The organism is Hydrogenobacter subterraneus (assembly GCF_055390195.1).
Genome location: NZ_AP042473.1, coordinates 722,657 through 738,940, shown reverse-complemented (window position 1 = coordinate 738,940; position 16,284 = coordinate 722,657). Strand labels below are relative to the sequence as shown.

At 42.8% G+C, this 16,284-nt stretch carries 13 protein-coding genes and 1 tRNA gene; 8 read left to right on the top strand and 6 right to left on the bottom strand.

What is annotated here, in order from left to right; all coding sequences use genetic code 11:
* Positions 1–167: 167 nt before the first annotated feature.
* Positions 168–1,640, bottom strand: a complete 1,473-nt coding sequence (metG, locus tag ACZ5GB_RS04120; RefSeq protein ID WP_464327710.1) for a methionine--tRNA ligase — start codon at positions 1,638–1,640, stop codon at positions 168–170.
* Positions 1,641–1,669: 29 nt separating this feature from the next.
* Here metG and ACZ5GB_RS04115 point away from each other — a divergent pair, with 29 nt between their 5' ends.
* The 3 genes from ACZ5GB_RS04115 to ACZ5GB_RS04105 are packed head-to-tail and all read left to right on the top strand — an operon-like array spanning position 1,670 to position 4,646.
* Complete coding sequence (locus ACZ5GB_RS04115; RefSeq protein WP_464327709.1) at positions 1,670–2,749, top strand: hypothetical protein; 1,080 nt, start codon at positions 1,670–1,672, stop codon at positions 2,747–2,749.
* 10 nt (positions 2,750–2,759) lie between these two features.
* On the top strand, positions 2,760–3,311 hold the full coding sequence (locus ACZ5GB_RS04110) for a hypothetical protein (protein WP_464327708.1): 552 nt from the start codon (positions 2,760–2,762) through the stop codon (positions 3,309–3,311).
* 12 nt (positions 3,312–3,323) lie between these two features.
* A complete protein-coding gene (locus tag ACZ5GB_RS04105; RefSeq protein WP_464327707.1) occupies positions 3,324–4,646 on the top strand; it encodes a sigma-54-dependent transcriptional regulator in 1,323 nt (440 codons plus the stop codon).
* Here ACZ5GB_RS04105 and ACZ5GB_RS04100 read toward each other — a convergent pair.
* Complete coding sequence (locus ACZ5GB_RS04100) at positions 4,618–5,646, bottom strand: PAS domain-containing sensor histidine kinase (RefSeq protein ID WP_464327706.1); 1,029 nt, start codon at positions 5,644–5,646, stop codon at positions 4,618–4,620. The two genes, ACZ5GB_RS04105 and ACZ5GB_RS04100, sit on opposite strands and share 29 nt — an antisense overlap.
* A 171-nt stretch (positions 5,647–5,817) precedes the next feature.
* Between ACZ5GB_RS04100 and ACZ5GB_RS04095 the strand changes: the two genes are divergently transcribed.
* The 4 genes from ACZ5GB_RS04095 (at position 5,818) to ACZ5GB_RS04080 (ending at position 9,016) form a co-directional block, all read left to right on the top strand.
* Positions 5,818–7,119: an NAD(P)/FAD-dependent oxidoreductase gene (locus ACZ5GB_RS04095; RefSeq protein WP_464327705.1), complete on the top strand. Its 1,302-nt coding sequence runs from the start codon at positions 5,818–5,820 to the stop codon at positions 7,117–7,119.
* Positions 7,120–7,233: 114 nt separating this feature from the next.
* Positions 7,234–7,320: transfer RNA gene (locus ACZ5GB_RS04090), tRNA-Leu, on the top strand.
* Positions 7,321–7,327: 7 nt separating this feature from the next.
* Positions 7,328–8,128: a TIGR00282 family metallophosphoesterase gene (locus ACZ5GB_RS04085; protein WP_464327704.1), complete on the top strand. Its 801-nt coding sequence runs from the start codon at positions 7,328–7,330 to the stop codon at positions 8,126–8,128.
* A gap of 9 nt (positions 8,129–8,137) precedes the next feature.
* Positions 8,138–9,016, top strand: a complete 879-nt coding sequence (locus ACZ5GB_RS04080; RefSeq protein ID WP_464327703.1) for a HepT-like ribonuclease domain-containing protein — start codon at positions 8,138–8,140, stop codon at positions 9,014–9,016.
* On the opposite strand, the gene mqnE is transcribed toward ACZ5GB_RS04080, so the two are convergent.
* Both mqnE and polX read right to left on the bottom strand, forming a co-directional pair.
* Positions 9,007–10,119 (bottom strand): aminofutalosine synthase MqnE, encoded by a 1,113-nt coding sequence (gene mqnE, locus ACZ5GB_RS04075; RefSeq protein WP_464327702.1) that lies wholly within the window; start codon positions 10,117–10,119, stop codon positions 9,007–9,009. The genes ACZ5GB_RS04080 and mqnE overlap by 10 nt on opposite strands.
* Positions 10,120–10,141: 22 nt before the next feature.
* Positions 10,142–11,896: a DNA polymerase/3'-5' exonuclease PolX gene (gene polX / locus ACZ5GB_RS04070; protein WP_464327701.1), complete on the bottom strand. Its 1,755-nt coding sequence runs from the start codon at positions 11,894–11,896 to the stop codon at positions 10,142–10,144.
* Positions 11,897–11,912: 16 nt separating this feature from the next.
* On the opposite strand from polX, the gene ACZ5GB_RS04065 reads away from it, so the two are divergent.
* Entirely contained in the window at positions 11,913–12,731 is an 819-nt protein-coding gene (locus ACZ5GB_RS04065; RefSeq protein ID WP_464327700.1) for a metal ABC transporter permease, read from the top strand.
* On the opposite strand, the gene rnhC is transcribed toward ACZ5GB_RS04065, so the two are convergent.
* On the bottom strand, positions 12,700–13,479 hold the full coding sequence (gene rnhC / locus ACZ5GB_RS04060) for a ribonuclease HIII (protein ID WP_464327699.1): 780 nt from the start codon (positions 13,477–13,479) through the stop codon (positions 12,700–12,702). The genes ACZ5GB_RS04065 and rnhC overlap by 32 nt on opposite strands.
* A gap of 4 nt (positions 13,480–13,483) precedes the next feature.
* Entirely contained in the window at positions 13,484–16,189 is a 2,706-nt protein-coding gene (gene mgtA / locus ACZ5GB_RS04055) for a magnesium-translocating P-type ATPase (protein ID WP_464327698.1), read from the bottom strand.
* Positions 16,190–16,284: the final 95 nt, after the last annotated feature.

Sequence of the window (16,284 nt, the reverse complement as noted above, 5' to 3'; positions counted from 1 at the left end):
AAGACTGTAAACAAGCAAAAACTAATGTGTTATGTGGAAATCCTAAAAACGTAGAAGTTATCGTTTTTTTTGCTAAAAATAAATGAGACAATTGAACGGCGCATTGCATAAAAGCGGAGATTACCATACCTTTACTCAAGCCTTGTCCTTGAGCATAACCATTTTAGCTACCTTTTGGGAAAGAGTAAAAGCTTTTCTTTTACGGTGTATTTGGCCTTAAGATAAGGTCTTAGCTCTCCAATCACAGGCTCACAGCCCAAGGCTTCAAGGGCCATTTTCATCTTGTTTGGCATAAAGGGTTCAAGAAGGTTTGCCAAAAGGTATAGGCCATCAGTCAATGTATAAAGCACCTTTTTAAGGGCCTCTTGGTCTGTCTTTGCCAAGCTCCAAGGTGCCTTTGCATCCACATACTTGTTAAGATAGGAAGAAAGCCTCAAAACAGCCTCTAAAGCATTGTAAAAGTCTATGTTTTGCATTCTTCTTTCGTATTCTTCTAACGCTTCCATGGCAAAGTTTTCATATCCTTGGTCCTTTTCTCCTTCCACATTACCATCCAAGTATTTTAGCACCATGGCGCTTACCCTGCTAAAGAGGTTTCCTATCTCGTTGGCGAGTTCACCGTTCAACCTGTTTAAAATGGCCTCCCTTCTTATATCTCCATCCTCTCCAAAGGGCATATCCCTCAAAAGGAAATACCTTACCTCATCCACCCCCCACTCTTTAACAAAGTCGTAAGGATTTATCACATTCCCCAAAGACTTGGACATCTTTTGACCTTCTACCTTCCACCAGCCATGGGCAAACACCCTTTTTGGAACCTCCAAGCCCACAGATATTAAAAAGGCTGGCCAATAGACCGCATGGAACCTAAGTATGTCCTTTCCTACAAGGTGTAGGTCTGCAGGCCAGAGGTACATTCTGTCCCTTATGGCAGACACATAGTTAAAAAGAGCATCAAACCAAACGTATATGGTGTGGTCTGGGTCAATGGGCACTTCAATGCCCCACCTTACCCTACTCCTTGGTCTTGTTATGGACAGGTCCCTTAGCCCTTGGCTTACAAAGGATATAACTTCCCTTCTCCTGTAGCTTGGAAGTATAAAGTCCTTTTCCCTTTCATAAAGGTCCAAGAGGACCTTTTCATACTTAGAGAGCCTAAAAAAGTATGAGGGTTCTTTTATGTAATCACAAGGCTTTAGGTGTATGGGACAAAGATTGCCTTCCAGTAGATCATCTTCAGATTTAAACTCCTCACAGCCCACGCAGTACCACCCTTCATACTCCCCAAGGTATATATCCCCCCTCTCATAGCTTTTTACAAACATCTCCTTTACCAGCTCCACATGGTCTGGGTCTGTGGTCCTTATAAACCTATCGTAGCTTATGCCTATGTGATCCCAAAGGTTTTTAAAGACAGCAGAGTTTTTGTCCGCAAGCTCCTTTGGGTCCATCCCCTTTTCTTCTGCACTCTTTTGTATCTTTAGGCCATGTTCATCGGTGCCCGTTAGGAAAAAGACCTCATAGCCCTTCTTTCTGTAATACCTTGCCAAGGTATCGGCGGACACGGTGGTATAAAGATGCCCTATGTGTGGCACATCGTTTATGTAATAGATGGGTGTAGTTATGTAAAACTTCTTCATGAGGCTTTTTTATTATATTACAAAAGAGAATGGTTGAATGCCTTTTTCTAAAGGACAAAGCCCTATACAATAGCGCAATCTTTTCTTCCCACAAAAGCCTATTGGTAGGGAGGGTCTTCAAAGAAGGAAAGCACTACAACGGACTCCTTATAGATGAAGATAAAAAGGTTGGCATAATAGTAGAAGGTGGAGAAGATATAAGCCTTTATAGCGTAAGGGAATGCAAAGACAAATATGTAGCTGTGGGACATAAAGGACGGAGGACTTTTGTAATTTTTTATCGGAGAGATTCTGGTGATGTTCTGGCCCTTATTGGTCCAGAAGGCATACTTTGGCAAACGGATTGTGCTTTAGCTGTAGGTGGCTATGAAAAAGACGGTTGGCAACTTTTGCTTTTTGACATAAAGAGAAATAGAACTCTTACTTTTTCTTCTGGTGAAAATATGTATGCCTATAGCTTTAAAAAGGCGTTGAAAGGTTATGTAGTTGTGGGCAGAGTTGGATGGGAAGGAAACTATGATGGCTTTGTGCTTTGGCTTGATAGAAATCTTAAGCCTCTTAAGACTTTAAGAACGAATTGGGGAGGCAATGATTATCTTAGGTATACGGATGGTAGATGGGCGGTGGGAAGGATAGAGATGAAAGAGGATTCGGAAGGCCTTCTTATTGATCTTAAAAGTTTGAAAGCTTTTGCATACCGAAGGCAAGGCTTTGACTATTTTAGATATATACATCCAACGAAAAATCTTATAATGGGCGAGGCAGAAGATGAGGATACTGTTAGGAAAGCTCTTGTTGTATATGGACATAAAGGACAGCTTATCGGGGATGGCTTTTCCGCCATAAGGTTTTATGATGCTAAATCTAAAAGGGCCTATGGTTATATGTATATGGGGAAGTTTGCTTATGCAATTAGAATAAAAAAGCCTTTTGGTAATACCTTCTTTTATAACATACAGGCATTGCGTTTTAGGTGGCGGGATTATAAACTACTTCCTACAAAAGGAAGCATAGGCTTTGAGCCTATTCGTATAAGCTCTTTTAATGTATTCTATGAGTGGAAGGATTGTGAAGCAATAAAAGGTTTAAAAAACTTTGAAGAGGATTAAATTAAACCTTATGTGGTTGTTGGTTTTCATTATACTTTTTCTTACATTTAGCTGTGCGACAAAGACCTGGACCTTAGAAGGCCAACCTCAAGTAATCAATCATATATCCATAGGTGTAAAAACAGACCAATGGAAATATAGTCCCTCTGACCTTGATCACTATGTTTTGCCCATATACATAGAGGTAGAAAACCACTCCAAAGAGGTTGTTAGCATAAGAAAGGAGGATATTTTCCTCCTTGATGATAAAAAGAATCAATTTAACCCCCTTGAACCGAGGGATGTGATGAGTATGGTAAGAAGGTCTTACGGTTTTGGTTTTAGCTTTGGCATCGGCTATTGGAGTTCTCCCTTTGGTCTTTGGTGGTATCCCTATTATACCCCTCCACCTGTAGAGGATGTTTACCCAGATATACTTAACAAGGCATTCACCTTTGGTGAAGTCCAACCCGGTGCAAAGCTAAAGGGCTTTGTTTATTTCCCAAAGCCTTCTGGAGATGTAAAAAGGCTAACTTTATACGTAAAGGGCTATAGCTTTTATTTAAAAGCTAAGCATGATTAAATTTTTAAGTAAATGGACGGAAGGATAAAGCTTCTGGTGGTTGAGGATGATGTGGATTTTAGAAAAGCCCTTGTAAAAGCACTATCTCAAAGCGGCTACTCATGCGATTCTGTAGGCACATTACGAGAATGCATGGAAAAGATACATAAGCATGCTTACGATATTATCCTCCTTGACCTTAAGCTTCCAGACCTGTCTGGTGTGGATGCCTTAAAGATGGTGAAGGAGAATACAGAGGCAAAGGTTATCGTTATAACTGGTTATGGAGATATAAAAACGGCCGTTGAAGCCATGAGGTCGGGAGCCTCTGACTTTATCCAAAAACCCTTCAACCTTGACATACTTGAGATAAGTATAAAGAGGGCTGTAAAAGAAAAAATAACTGAGGAAGAGAACTTAGCTTTAAAGGGAATCCTAAAAAAGGATGTGGCATATACCTTTGATACAAAGAACGAAAAATTTAAACAGCTCCTCTCTTTGTGTAAAAAGTACGCTAAAACAGATGCCAACATTCTTATAGTGGGTGAAACTGGCACTGGAAAGGAGGTTATAGCAAGGTACATACATGGCCTATCCGATAGAAGGGATAAGCCCTTTTTAGTCGTTGAATGTACATCCATACCGTCGGAGATTTTTGAAAGTGAATTGTTTGGACATGAAAAGGGAGCTTTTACTGGAGCTACTACTAAAAAGGAAGGCCTTGTGGAGATGGCAAGGGGAGGCACATTATTTTTGGATGAAGTAGGGGACATACCTTATCATTTGCAATCCAAGCTACTTAGGTTTATAGAAACCAAAAGCTTTAGGAGGGTTGGTGGTCTTAGAGAGATCACCACAGATGTTAGGATAATATCCGCCACAAATAAGGACCTTAAGGAACTTATAGATAAGGGTCTGTTTAGAGATGACCTATTTTACAGGCTTAGCACCCTTGTGGTGGAAGTGCCCCCGCTTAGGGAAAGAAAGGAAGATATACCTATATTGGCAAACTTTTTCTGTAGCAGATGGAGGAAAAAGATAGGTGAGAAGGCAATAAAACATCTTATGGAATACGATTGGAAGGGTAATATAAGAGAGCTGAAGAATACCATAGAAAGGGCATGTATCTTGGCGGATGGAGAGTACATTGATAATTATCTGCTTATAAACCCTGAAAGCAAGAAAAGCTGTGAGGAGCTTTTTGAGGAGCTACCCGATTTACGCACCCTTGAGGCAAAGTACATAGCCATGCTTATAGAAAGGTTTGGAGACCTTGATAAGGTTAGCAAAATATTAGGATGCAGTAAAAGGACGCTGTATAGGAAACTCAAACGTTTAAAGGAAGTTTTACAATAAATTTAGACCCCTCTCCCAAGGCTGTCTGCACTTCAATAATTCCTTCCAGATCTTTTACTATACTGCTTACTATGGAAAGGCCAAGCCCACACCCTTCCCTTTCTTTTGACCTCTTACCTTTATAAAAGGGCAAAAAGATCTTGTGTATTTCCTCATGCTCTATGCCCGGTCCTTCATCTTCAACGGAAATTACCGCATAATTCTTCTCTTTATAGGTTTTTATAACAACCTTTTTACCTTTTTCGGATACATCAATTGCATTGATAAGAAGGTTTGTTACAATATGCCTTATATCTGCCTCGCTACCCAGCAAGAAGCCACAATCTTCAAAATATCCTTCTATCCTTACACCTTTTTCTTTTGCATAAACTTCTATTAACTCTACAGAATCTTGAACTGCTTTTTTAACATCTATTAAGCTTCTCTCTTTTGAGTTCCTAACCATAAGAAGCAACCTGCTTACATAGTCCTTACACACCAAAATGGCTTCTTTTATCTTTTCTATATCCTCATTTGTCCCATACTTTTTCTCCAGCATCTGCACATAGGTATATATGATGTTCAAGGGAGTACTTATCTGGTGGGCAACTCCAAGGGCAAGGTGTGATATGGAGCTAAGCCTTTGGGACATGCTAAAAAGGTAATACTTCTCCTTATCGCTTTTTATACTCTTTATAATCTGTAATATGCTTCCGTTTTTCAATGGAAAGGCGCATATCTCAACGGGAAATTCACTACCGGTATGGGTGTAATGGGTATGTATAACATTAACAGCTCTGCCTGTTTTTTCTATCTCCCTCAAAGGGCAGGGATGGCACTCTCCATCGCAAGGCTCTTCCCTCTGATGGGATACCTTGTAGCAAGGCATTCCTAAAACTTCTTCCAAGGAGGTATAACCCAGGTCTTCAAGATATTTATTATTTGCGTAAACTATTTTGTAGTTTTGGTCTATAACTACTACCTCTTCTTCAAAGTCGTCAAAAATGGAAAAGTGTTCCATACTGAAAAATATATGCTGTGTCAAATCTGTCGCTCCCTTTGACATTTATGTCCCTCATGTAAAGATGCACTCTTTGAAAGATTATGTTTTAGAAGGGTTTTGATAAGCCTACCTTGTGGCATCTTTTTTGCAAGAAAAGAGGTTTGAAAAAAAATCTTAGGAGGTGCAGATATGGAGGTAAACAGGCGGGACCTTTTTAAGTATTCGGGTGTTGCCTTGGTTGGTGCTTCTTTCTTTAGTGGTAGTTTTGTCTTTGCAAAAAAGGCTGAAGAGATAAGCCTTCCCAAGCCTTCACCCGGTTCTCCGAGGGTGGTAATAGTGGGTGCTGGTTGGTCTGGTCTTACCATAGCAAAGTATATAAAGATGGGAAATCCTAAGGTGGATGTGGTGCTTATAGACAAAAGGCAGGAGTTCTTCTCCTGTCCCGTAAGCAACCTATGGCTTGTAGACCTTGTCCCCCTTGAATTTCTTATGCATGACCTTTTAAAGCCTGCTTCAAAGTATGGATATCATATATTAAACGGTGTTTCGGTGATAAACGTAGATAGGTCATCAAGAAAGGTTTATACGGATAAGGGTGTTATAAGCTATGACTATTTGGTTCTTGCACCCGGTATAGACTACCATTATGAGCCTTGGCTTAAGGACCCTAAGGATGAGGAGTTGTTAATGAAGCTCTATCCTGCAGCCTTTATACCTGGTTCAGAACATCTTAGGTTAAAGGAAAAAATACAAAGCTTTGAAAAGGGAGATTTCCTTATAACCATACCACCGGGCCTTGATTACAGATGCTTACCGGGACCTTATGAGAGGGCTACCCTTATAGCATGGTACTTCAAAAAGAACGGGGTTAAAGGAAAGGTTATAATAGTGGACAACCATCCAGACCCACCGGTTAAGGCAAAGGGCTTCCACTATGCCTGGGACAATCTTGTAAAAGGCTATGTGGAATACTATCCCAACGCAGGAATAAAGTCTGTGGACCCTAACAAACGTGTGGTGTCTACAGAGTCCTATGGCGATATAAACTTTGACGATGCCAACATCTATCCTATATGCAAAGCCGGGGAGATAGTCTTTAAGGCTGGGCTTGTCAGAAAAGGAGAAAGGTGGCCCGATATAGACCCCTTGAAATACCACGCCGTAGGCGACGAAAGGGTTTATGTGGCTGGTGATGCAAGGAATCAACCCTTTTCAAAAAGCGGTAATACGGCCAACACAGAAGCTCATTACATAGCAAAGCTTATATTGGCAAAGATAGCCGGCAAGGAGGTATCCTATGAACCGCCAAGGACCCTTTGCTACTCTGCCGTGTCTCGGAATGAGGCAGTATGGATAGACCTAACCTATAAATACTTAGGCGGTGGGAAGTTTGAGTTTGCCAACGTTAGAATGGATGAAGAACCCAAGGAGTCCAACTACAAAGCTTATATAGAATGGGCAAAGGGATTGTATAGGGATATGTTCTCTTAAAAAGAATAAGTAAAATTTTTTAAGATGGCAGGCGGGTTCTAAACCCGCCTTTTTAGTTTTACTCTAATTCATCAACCACTTTTATGGAAGTTATGCCTTATACTATAATCTTAAGCGGGTGTGGCGGAACTGGCAGACGCGCTGGACTCAGGATCCAGTGGGCTTACGCCCGTGAGGGTTCAACTCCCTCCACCCGCACCATAGAGCCATGAAAGTGCTTATCTTTGGAGACATAATAGGAAAGCCAGGCAGGAAAGCCCTAAGGTATTTTCTTGCGGGCTACAGGGACCTTGTGGATGTGGTGCTTGTAAACGTGGAAAACTCCGCCGGAGGCTTTGGCATAACCAAAAAGGTCTATGAAGAGCTTCTCCATATGGGCGTGGATGTGATGACTTCGGGAAACCATATATGGGACAAAAAGGAGGTCTATGAGTTTATAGACCAAAAGGAAAACCTTTTGAGGCCCGCAAACTACCCGCCGGGAGTTCCCGGAAAAGGCTATGGCATATATGAAAAGAAGGGCATCAAGTTTGCAGTTATAAATCTTATGGGAAGGTCCCTCCTTGATTCAAACCTTGAAAACCCCTTTTTACTCTTTGACAGGCTTTATGAAGAGCTTTACAAAGAAACCCCCATAATCTTGGTGGACTTCCATGCGGAGACCACTTCAGAGAAGTGGGCCTTTGGCATATATGTGGATGGAAGGGCAAGCGTAGTATATGGCACTCACACCCATGTGCCTACGGCAGACCAAATAATCCTAAAAAAAGGCACGGCCTATGTGAGCGATGTAGGCATGACGGGATGCTGGTACTCGGCCATAGGCATGAAGCCACAGCAGGCCATAGAGAGGTTTACAAAGGGCATTCCTCAAAAGTATGAGGTGGAGGAAAAGGAAGACTTAGTGGTGAATGCTGTGCTTGTAGAAGTTGACGAATCAAGTGGAAGGGCAAAAAGTATAGAGAGGCTTCAGCAATATATAACAAAAGAAGAGCTAAGAGAGGCATAGATTTATAGTATGCAGGAAGTTAAAAAGAGACCAAAGATAAGCCTTATAGTGGAAAGCCTAAGCCAATTGGAAAAGGCCTATGTGGACCTAAAGAAAAACTTAAGCCTTGGAAAGGAGGAGTTTATATCCAACAAGCTAATTCAAGACAAGGTAAGGGTAGACTTTAACCTTGCCTTTGAAAGCTGTATGAGGGTATGCAGACACCTTTCGGCGGTATACAACCTTAAGACCACTTCAAAGGACTGTCTTCAGAAGATTGGTGAGCTTGTGGGTATAAAAGAGATAGAGGCCCTAGGGGAGTTTACAAGCTTTTATATAAAGCACAGGGACCTAAGGGAAAGCCTTCCGGCGGAGGAGCTATATGAATTTTTGAGCAAAAACCTATACCTCTTCAAAGAGTATGCCAAGGCTGTGGTAGAGTTTGTAAAGAGGGAAACCAACAATCCACTCCTTATAGACTTTGACCTTCTTAACGAAAAGGCTGGAAGGATAAAGGAATCTCTAAAGAAGATAAACTTTGTCCTATCTCAGGGAGAAGAGGAGTTTAGCAAAAACCCCATGTATTACGACAGAGTAAAGTATTTTTATCAAGTGGCCTATGATAGCCTTTTTGATATATGCAAGCACCTGGCGCCCAAGTTTGGCATAAAAAAGTTTGGAGATGATTGTCTTTCAAAGATGGTGGAGGTGGGCGTTATACCCCAAGAGTACTACATGGATGTTTTTAAGATGACCAACTTGAAAAACAAGCTTATAAGCACTTGGGAGGTGGAGCCAAGGGAGCTATACAAAAGCCTTTTGGAGCTAAAGGATAAGATAGAGCCTGTAATGAAGGAGATAGCTAACAGCCTAAGAAGGCTTTTGAAGGAAAAGGCAGGTCAAGGATAAATAGCCACTGGCCTATAAAAAGTGTCTCTTTCTACCGGTATCTTGCCAGCATCCCTTATAAGCTTTATGAGCCTGTCCTTTGTGTGGCCCAAGGCGGACTTTGTGCCTGCAGAATGGACTATCTTTTCCTCTTGGATGGTCCCATCAAGGTCGTCCGCACCCATGTTTAAGGCCACCTGCGCCACCCTTTCGCCCAAGGTGACCCAATAGGCCTTTATGTGTTCAAAGTTGTCAAGGAATATCCTTGAGATGGCTATGGTTTTAAGGTCATCCACAGAAGAGGTCCTTTTACCGCCGATCCTCGTGCCTTCCGGCCAGTAGGCCAAAGGTATGAAGACCTGAAAGCCTCCCGTTTCATCCTGCAGATCCCTTAGTCTTTCCATGTGTTCCACCCTTTCTTCGTAGGTCTCCAGGTGTCCATAAAGCATGGTAGCGTTGGTAGGAATGCCAAGCCTGTGGGCCGTTCTATGCACCTCAAGGTATTCCTCTGCGTTGGCCTTGTAAGGCGCAATTATCTTCCTTACCCTCTCAGAAAAGATCTCTGCTCCACCACCAGGTATGGCCTCAAGCCCAACGGCCTTAAGGTCCAGCAATACCTCCTCATAGCTTTTACCGGATATCTTACTCATATGATGTATCTCTATGGCCGTCCAGGCCTTTACAACCATGTCTGGAAAAGCGTTTTTTATTTCCCTTACCAAGTTTATGTAATCCTCATACCTCCAATGGGGTGGTATGCCACCCACTATATGCACCTCCCTACCACCCATTTTATAAGTCTCTTCCACCTTTTTGAGCACCTCATCCAAGCTCATCTCATAAGCTCTTGGGTCCGACTTTAACACGCCAAAGCTGCAGAAGTTGCACTGATATATGCATATATTGGTGGGGTTTATCTGCCTGTTTACGATAAAGTAGGCAAACATACCGTTCTTTTTCCTGTTTATGTACTCTGCTAAGGCGCCCACGTAGGCAAGGTCTGCCTCATAAAAAAGCCTTACGGCTTCCTGCGGGCTTATCCTCTTGTCTTCAAGGACCTTTTCTCCAATCTCTCTTAGACTTCTATCTTTTACTCTCTCTACGATCTTTTCCACCTTAAGCATAGATATATGAATATAGGCTTTTTTACTTTAAGGCAAGCCTTCCCAGCATAAGCTCCCTCTTGCGCCTTACAAACTCCCTAACACCCTTCACATCCCTTGTGTTTAGCACAAGCTCTGGCACAGCCCAACCCCTTCTGGCAAGACCCACGCCAAGCTCCATATAAGATAGATGTTTGGTAGAATGGGCATCGGTAACTATGGCTATCATTGTACCCACTTCCATACACCTCCTTATGTTCTCTGGAGAAAGGTCAGCCCTGTAAGTGTTTAGTTCCAAGGCCGTGTTCGTTTCTTTTGCCATCTGTATTATCCTCTCCATATCCAAAGGATAACCCTGCCTTGTGCCGTAGGCCTTTCCCGTAGGATGTCCTATTAGGTTTACAAAGGGGTTTTCCATGGCCTTTAGTATTCTGTAGGTGTTGTCTTGGTTAAACCTTGAGTGGATGGATGCTACCACAAAGTCAAACTCCTCAAGCAGGCTGTCTGGCAGGTCAAGGCTTCCGTCGGGCAGTATATCCACCTCACAGCCCCTTAGTATATAAAAGCCCTTTGAATTGTAGTATTGATTTAGCCTTTCAATAAGCTTAAACTGTTCTTTGTACCTTGCTGGGTCAAGGCCGTTGGCCACCCTGGCAGACTGGGAGTGGTCTCCTATGACCATATACTCATAACCAAGCTGGTAGCAAGCCTCAACCATCTCCTCTAAGGTGTTTAGACCATCGCTCCAGTTGGAATGCATATGAAAGTCTCCCTTTATGTCCTTTAGCTCCACAAGCCTTGGCAAAGCCCTTTGCATGGCAAGTTCTATCTCTCCCGTGTTCTCCCTCAATTCTGGCGGTATCCACTCCATACCAAGAAGCTCATATATCTCCTCTTCCGTTGACCCGCCTATGCGCTCTTCCGTGTCCGACTTAAAAAGACCGTATTCACTCAGCTTTAGGCCTATGGCCTTGGCAATATCCCTTAGCCTCACGTTGTGTTCCTTTGACCCTGTAAAGTATTGGAGTGCAGCTCCCCACTGGTGAGGCTCCACCGTCCTTAAATCCACCTGCCTTCCCTCTTGCAAAATTACGCTTGACTTGGTCTCACCGCTTAATAAAACCTCCTTGACGCCAGCATAAGTTATAAAGTGTTGGTGTAGCTTTGGCCAGTTTTCTTTCTTTGCTGAGATGAGTATATCTATGTCCCCTATGGTTTCTTTCCTCCTCCTTAGGCTTCCGGCCAGTTCTATGTTTTCATAAAGGCCCTTTAGGGCCTCAAAGTGTTTAAGGATAGACCTTCCTATCTCATAGGCTTCTAAAAGGGTCATCCTTTCTTTGCTCTTCTCCCAAAGCTCAAGGCCTCTGAGGATGTTTTGAATCTTCTTTTCTCCCATTCCGGGCAAAAAGGCAAGCTTACCGCTCTTTACGGCATTTATAAAGTCCTCTTTTGTTCTCACCTTTAGCCTATCATAGGCAAGCCTTAGGGTCTTTACGCCTATGCCTGGCACTTCAAGGAGTTCTAAGAGGTCCTCTGGCACCTTTTGCCTTAGCTCCTCATAGGCGCTAACCTTTCCAGTCCTTAGGTATTCCATTATCTTCTCTATGCTGGATTGGCCTATGCCATGTATATGGTATATCTTTCCCGTGCGCACAAGCTCTTCCACATCCTCTCCCAATTCTGATAGCACCTCGGCCACCCTCCTGTAGGTGCTTATGCGGTATGGATTGTCCCCGAGGAACTCAAGCATATCTGCCATCCTCTCAAAGATACGTGCAAGCTCCTTGTTCTTCTCCATAGAGTAAAATTTAGGTATGGACCTCTTTTCTTACAGCCTATTTTTAGAAGGCTTCCTTTCTGCCTTTCTTATAGCCCTTTCTACAGCTCTCATTGGCCTTTTCCTTCTTATAAAAAGGCTTGCCATGCTTGGCGCAGGCCTCTCTCACGCCGCCTTTGGCGGCATAGCCCTTGCCTTGGTTTTAAACATAGACCCAATGATATTTACCCTCTTTTACACTATAGTGCTTGGCCTTTTGGTTCAGTTTTTGGTGGACAAAAAGTCCTTGCCCGCAGACACGGTTGTGGCCCTCTTTTTCTCCTTGGGTGTGGCCCTTGCCATAATCATACTTGGCATAACGGATAACCTTGGCACCAACGTCTTTTCTTACCTCTTTGGAAGCATGCTAACGGCTTCAAAAACAGACCTTATAGTATCTTTTGCCATCTTCCTTATAACCATCTCCTTTATCCTTTTAAACTACAGGGGCCTTCTCTTTGTGTGTTTTAACGAAGAACTGGGAAAGCTAAGGGGCATAAGGGTAAAGGCTTTAAACTATGCCCTCATTGCCTTGGCCTCTGCCAACATAGTCCTCTCCATAAAGGCTGTGGGCCTTGTGCTATCCGCCAGCTTTATATCCATCCCAGCCATGACCTCCCTTATGGTCTCCACCTCCTTTCTTCAAAGCCTTTTGCTTTCTGCGGGCTTTTCCTTTATTTCTCTCTTCTTTGGCGTAGCCCTTTCCCTCCTTTTTGACCTTCCTCCCAGCGGTGCGGTGGTAGTCTGTATGGTGCTTATCTTCCTCCTTGCCTCCTTTGGAAAGCTTACAAGAAAAAGGTTTTCAAAAGCTCCTTAGCCATCTCCCTATCCTCTCTGTATATGCTTCTTGCCAAAGAAAGGCTCTCTAAGGAAGAACCTTTTGGAAGTTTTTTATCCCTTATCCATTCTAAGAACTTTGCCCTTGCAAGAACGCTGGCCGTAGCCACCGCTATATTCTCCTCTCCCTTGTGTTCAAAGACCACCTCCTTACCAAAGGGGCTTCTCTTTGAATAGGCATCCACAAAGACCTCTGCAGAATGGTAAGACTTTTTAATATCCTTTAAGATTTCAAGGTAAAGCCTGTCAAGGATTCTGTTTAGGTTCTTTATCTCCTCATACATCTGGTTTAGCTCAGGAGGTTCAATAACTTTACACCTGAACTCTCCAAAACTTTCAAAGGCTTTAGCCTTCTTTATAACCTCCTCATCCTTCATCTTCTTACAATCCCTAAGGTTTAGGTCAAGGGCCTTTTTGTAATACTCTGGCTTTATGATGGCACAGCATAGCACAAGGGGACCAAAAACGTCTCCCTTGCCAGATTCATCACAGCCTACAAGTATTTTCTCACTTGGTGTGAGAAGGGACAGTATAAACTCTTTTAACTCCTGCGTTCCCTTTCCCTGCAAAAGAAGGGTGCCAGAAGGATAAAGATGGACATAGGCCTGCCCGTTGCTCAAGGACCAAAGTGTATTGGGAGAACTTATCTCATAAAAGCCTCTGCTTAAAAGTTCTGTCCTTAGCTTTTCTGCGTCCTCTTTTGGCACCTTTAAGGTTAGGTTTGTCATGGTTTTAATAAAGCTCTCCGTACCTTTTAATAAATTGCCTTTTTACAAACTGTGCAAGCATAAGGTATGCAAACAGTGTGGGGAAAAGGACTATGGGGAAATAGTACCAAGGAAGAGCCACCATATCAAAATAGGTTCCTAATGGTGTGTAGGGTATTATAAGCCCGATCAACATGCCGAAGGCCGTAATAACCAAGAGTGGTGTGGCTGGTAGGCTTTCCAAAAAAGGTACCTTTTGGGTCCTCAACATGTAAACCACCATGGTTTGAGTCCATAAGCTCTCCACAAACCAACCAGTTTGGAATAGATGAACAAACTGTTGCTTTTGGACTCCTGTCAAAGAAAAATAAGAAGCGCCTATTGCCATAGGCCCTATAAGGAAAAACATAAGTGCATAGGTGGTTATATCAAAGATGGAGCTTGTGGGTCCAAACCATAGCATAAAACGACCTATCTGAATAGGCTTCCACCTGCGTGGAACCTTTAGCCACTCTTCATCCATGTGGTCCCATGGCATAGCCCCCATACCAGAATGGTAAACCATATCCAAGAGGATCAACTGCATGGGTGCCATAGGAAGGAAGGGAAGGAATAAACTGGCAACCATTATGGAAAAAACATTTCCAAAGTTTGAACTTGCCGTTATGGAAAGGTATTTAAGTATATTTCCAAATACTCTGCGACCTTCCAGCACACCTCTTTCTAAGACCAGAAGGCTTTTTCTAAGGAGGATTATGTCCGCAGACTCTTTGGCTATATCTACCGCATTATCCACAGATATGGCCACATCCGCCTCCTTCATGGCTGGCGCATCGTTTATGCCATCTCCCAAAAAGCCTACAATATGCCCTTTTGACCTCAAGCTTCTAATTATCCTGGCCTTTTGAGAGGGGTTTACCTTAGCAAAGATGGTGGTTTGTTCTGCCTTTTCTGATAATTCTTCATCGCTCATTTTATCAATATCTTTGCCCAAAAGTATTCCTTTTATGGGTAGTCCCACATCTTTGCAAACTTTTTGAGCCACAATAGGATTATCGCCGGTGAGTATCTTTATCTCAACGCCGTGATCCATCAATGCCCTTATGGCCTCTGGAGCCGTTTCCTTTGGTGGGTCCAAAAAGGCCAAAAAGCCCACAAGGGTCATATCCCTTTCATCTTTTACACCAAAAACTTCCTCCGGTGGAACATCCTCCTTAATGGCAACCGCCAAAACCCTCATACCATCCTCGTTTAGGTCCCTTACCAGTTCAAGAATTTTGTCCTTTATATCCTCTGTTATAGGTAAAGCTTCTCCGTTGTAATATGCTTTTGTGCATATAGATAGTGTTTCCTCTACCGCTCCTTTTGTTATGAGCTGTCTTTTCCCTTCCTTTTCCAAGACTACAGACATGCGCCTTCTTACAAAATCAAAGGGTATTTCGTCCACCTTTTTGTAAGCCTTTTCAAGGTCAGAGCCTTTAAGGCCATGTTCCTCCGCATACTCAATTATGGCCATATCCAAAATGTTTTTTAGGCCAGTTTGATAATGGCTATTCAAAAAGGCATACCTTAGGACGTTAAGGTTTTCCTTTCCATCAAGGCCCAAGGCCTTCTTTAGAACCACCTTATTAAGGGTTAGGGTGCCCGTTTTGTCCGTGCAGAGTATATCCATAGCTCCAAAGTTCTGTATGGCCTCAAGCCTTTTTACTATGGTTTTTTGCCTTGCCATGGCTATGGCACCTTTGGCAAGGTTGCCCGTTATGATCATGGGTAGCATTTCTGGTGTAAGGCCCAAGGCAACGGCCAAGGCGAACATAAGCGCATCAAACCAATCTCCCTTTGTAATGCCATTTACCAAAAAGACTATGGGGAACATGACAGCCATAAAGGCTATAAAAACTTTGCTCGTATCGTCTATACCCTTCTCAAAGCCTGTTTTTACCTTATGCCCCACTATGGACCTTGCCATGGAACCAAGGTAAGTATCCTTTCCAGTAAGGATAACCACACCCACCGCCGTACCGCTAACAACGCTTGTGCCCATAAAACATATATTCTCAAGGTCATAAATGCTGAGGTTTTCCAAAGACTTTTTCTCATCCCTTAAATATGGATATTTCTCCACAGGCTCCGACTCTCCCGTAAGCACCGCCTGATTAACAAAAAGGTCTTTGGAAGATATTATCCTCAAGTCCGCCGGAACCATATCACCCGCAGAAAGATAGACTATATCGCCAGGAACTATCTTTTCCCTCCTTATCTCCTCCACCTCTTTTCCCTTTCTTTTTACGGCAGTTGTAATACGCACCATAGACTTTAGCCTTTCTACGGCTTTGTTTGATCGGTATTCTTGAACAAAGCGCATAAAACCGCTTATAATCAGCATGGTGGAGATGATGATCACGCTACTTATATCCTTTTCTTCCGGTGGTGCAAGAAGATAGTCCGCCACAAGAGAAACAACCGCAAGGAAAAGTAAAATATAAACAAAAGGATTGTTATAGGATTTTATTAGGATGCTATACCACGTGGGTGGCTTTTCATAAATTACCTCGTTAATACCGTATATTTCTAACCTTCTTTTGGCTTCTGCTTCACTTAGGCCTTCCATACTGGTACCTAAGGCCTTTAGCACCTCCTCCTTATCCATCTTTGCAAACTCAGAAAGTTTGGAAAGGGAAGTGTTTATTCTTCCGTTCTGCTTCTCCTTCTGGTTTTCAAGCTTAAGCACATTGCACCTCCTTAGAGGTTTGAGGATATTTTTACGGGAGCTTCCCTAAGGAGAATATACCAGGGTATATGAAAAATAGATGAAAAATTGCTTTC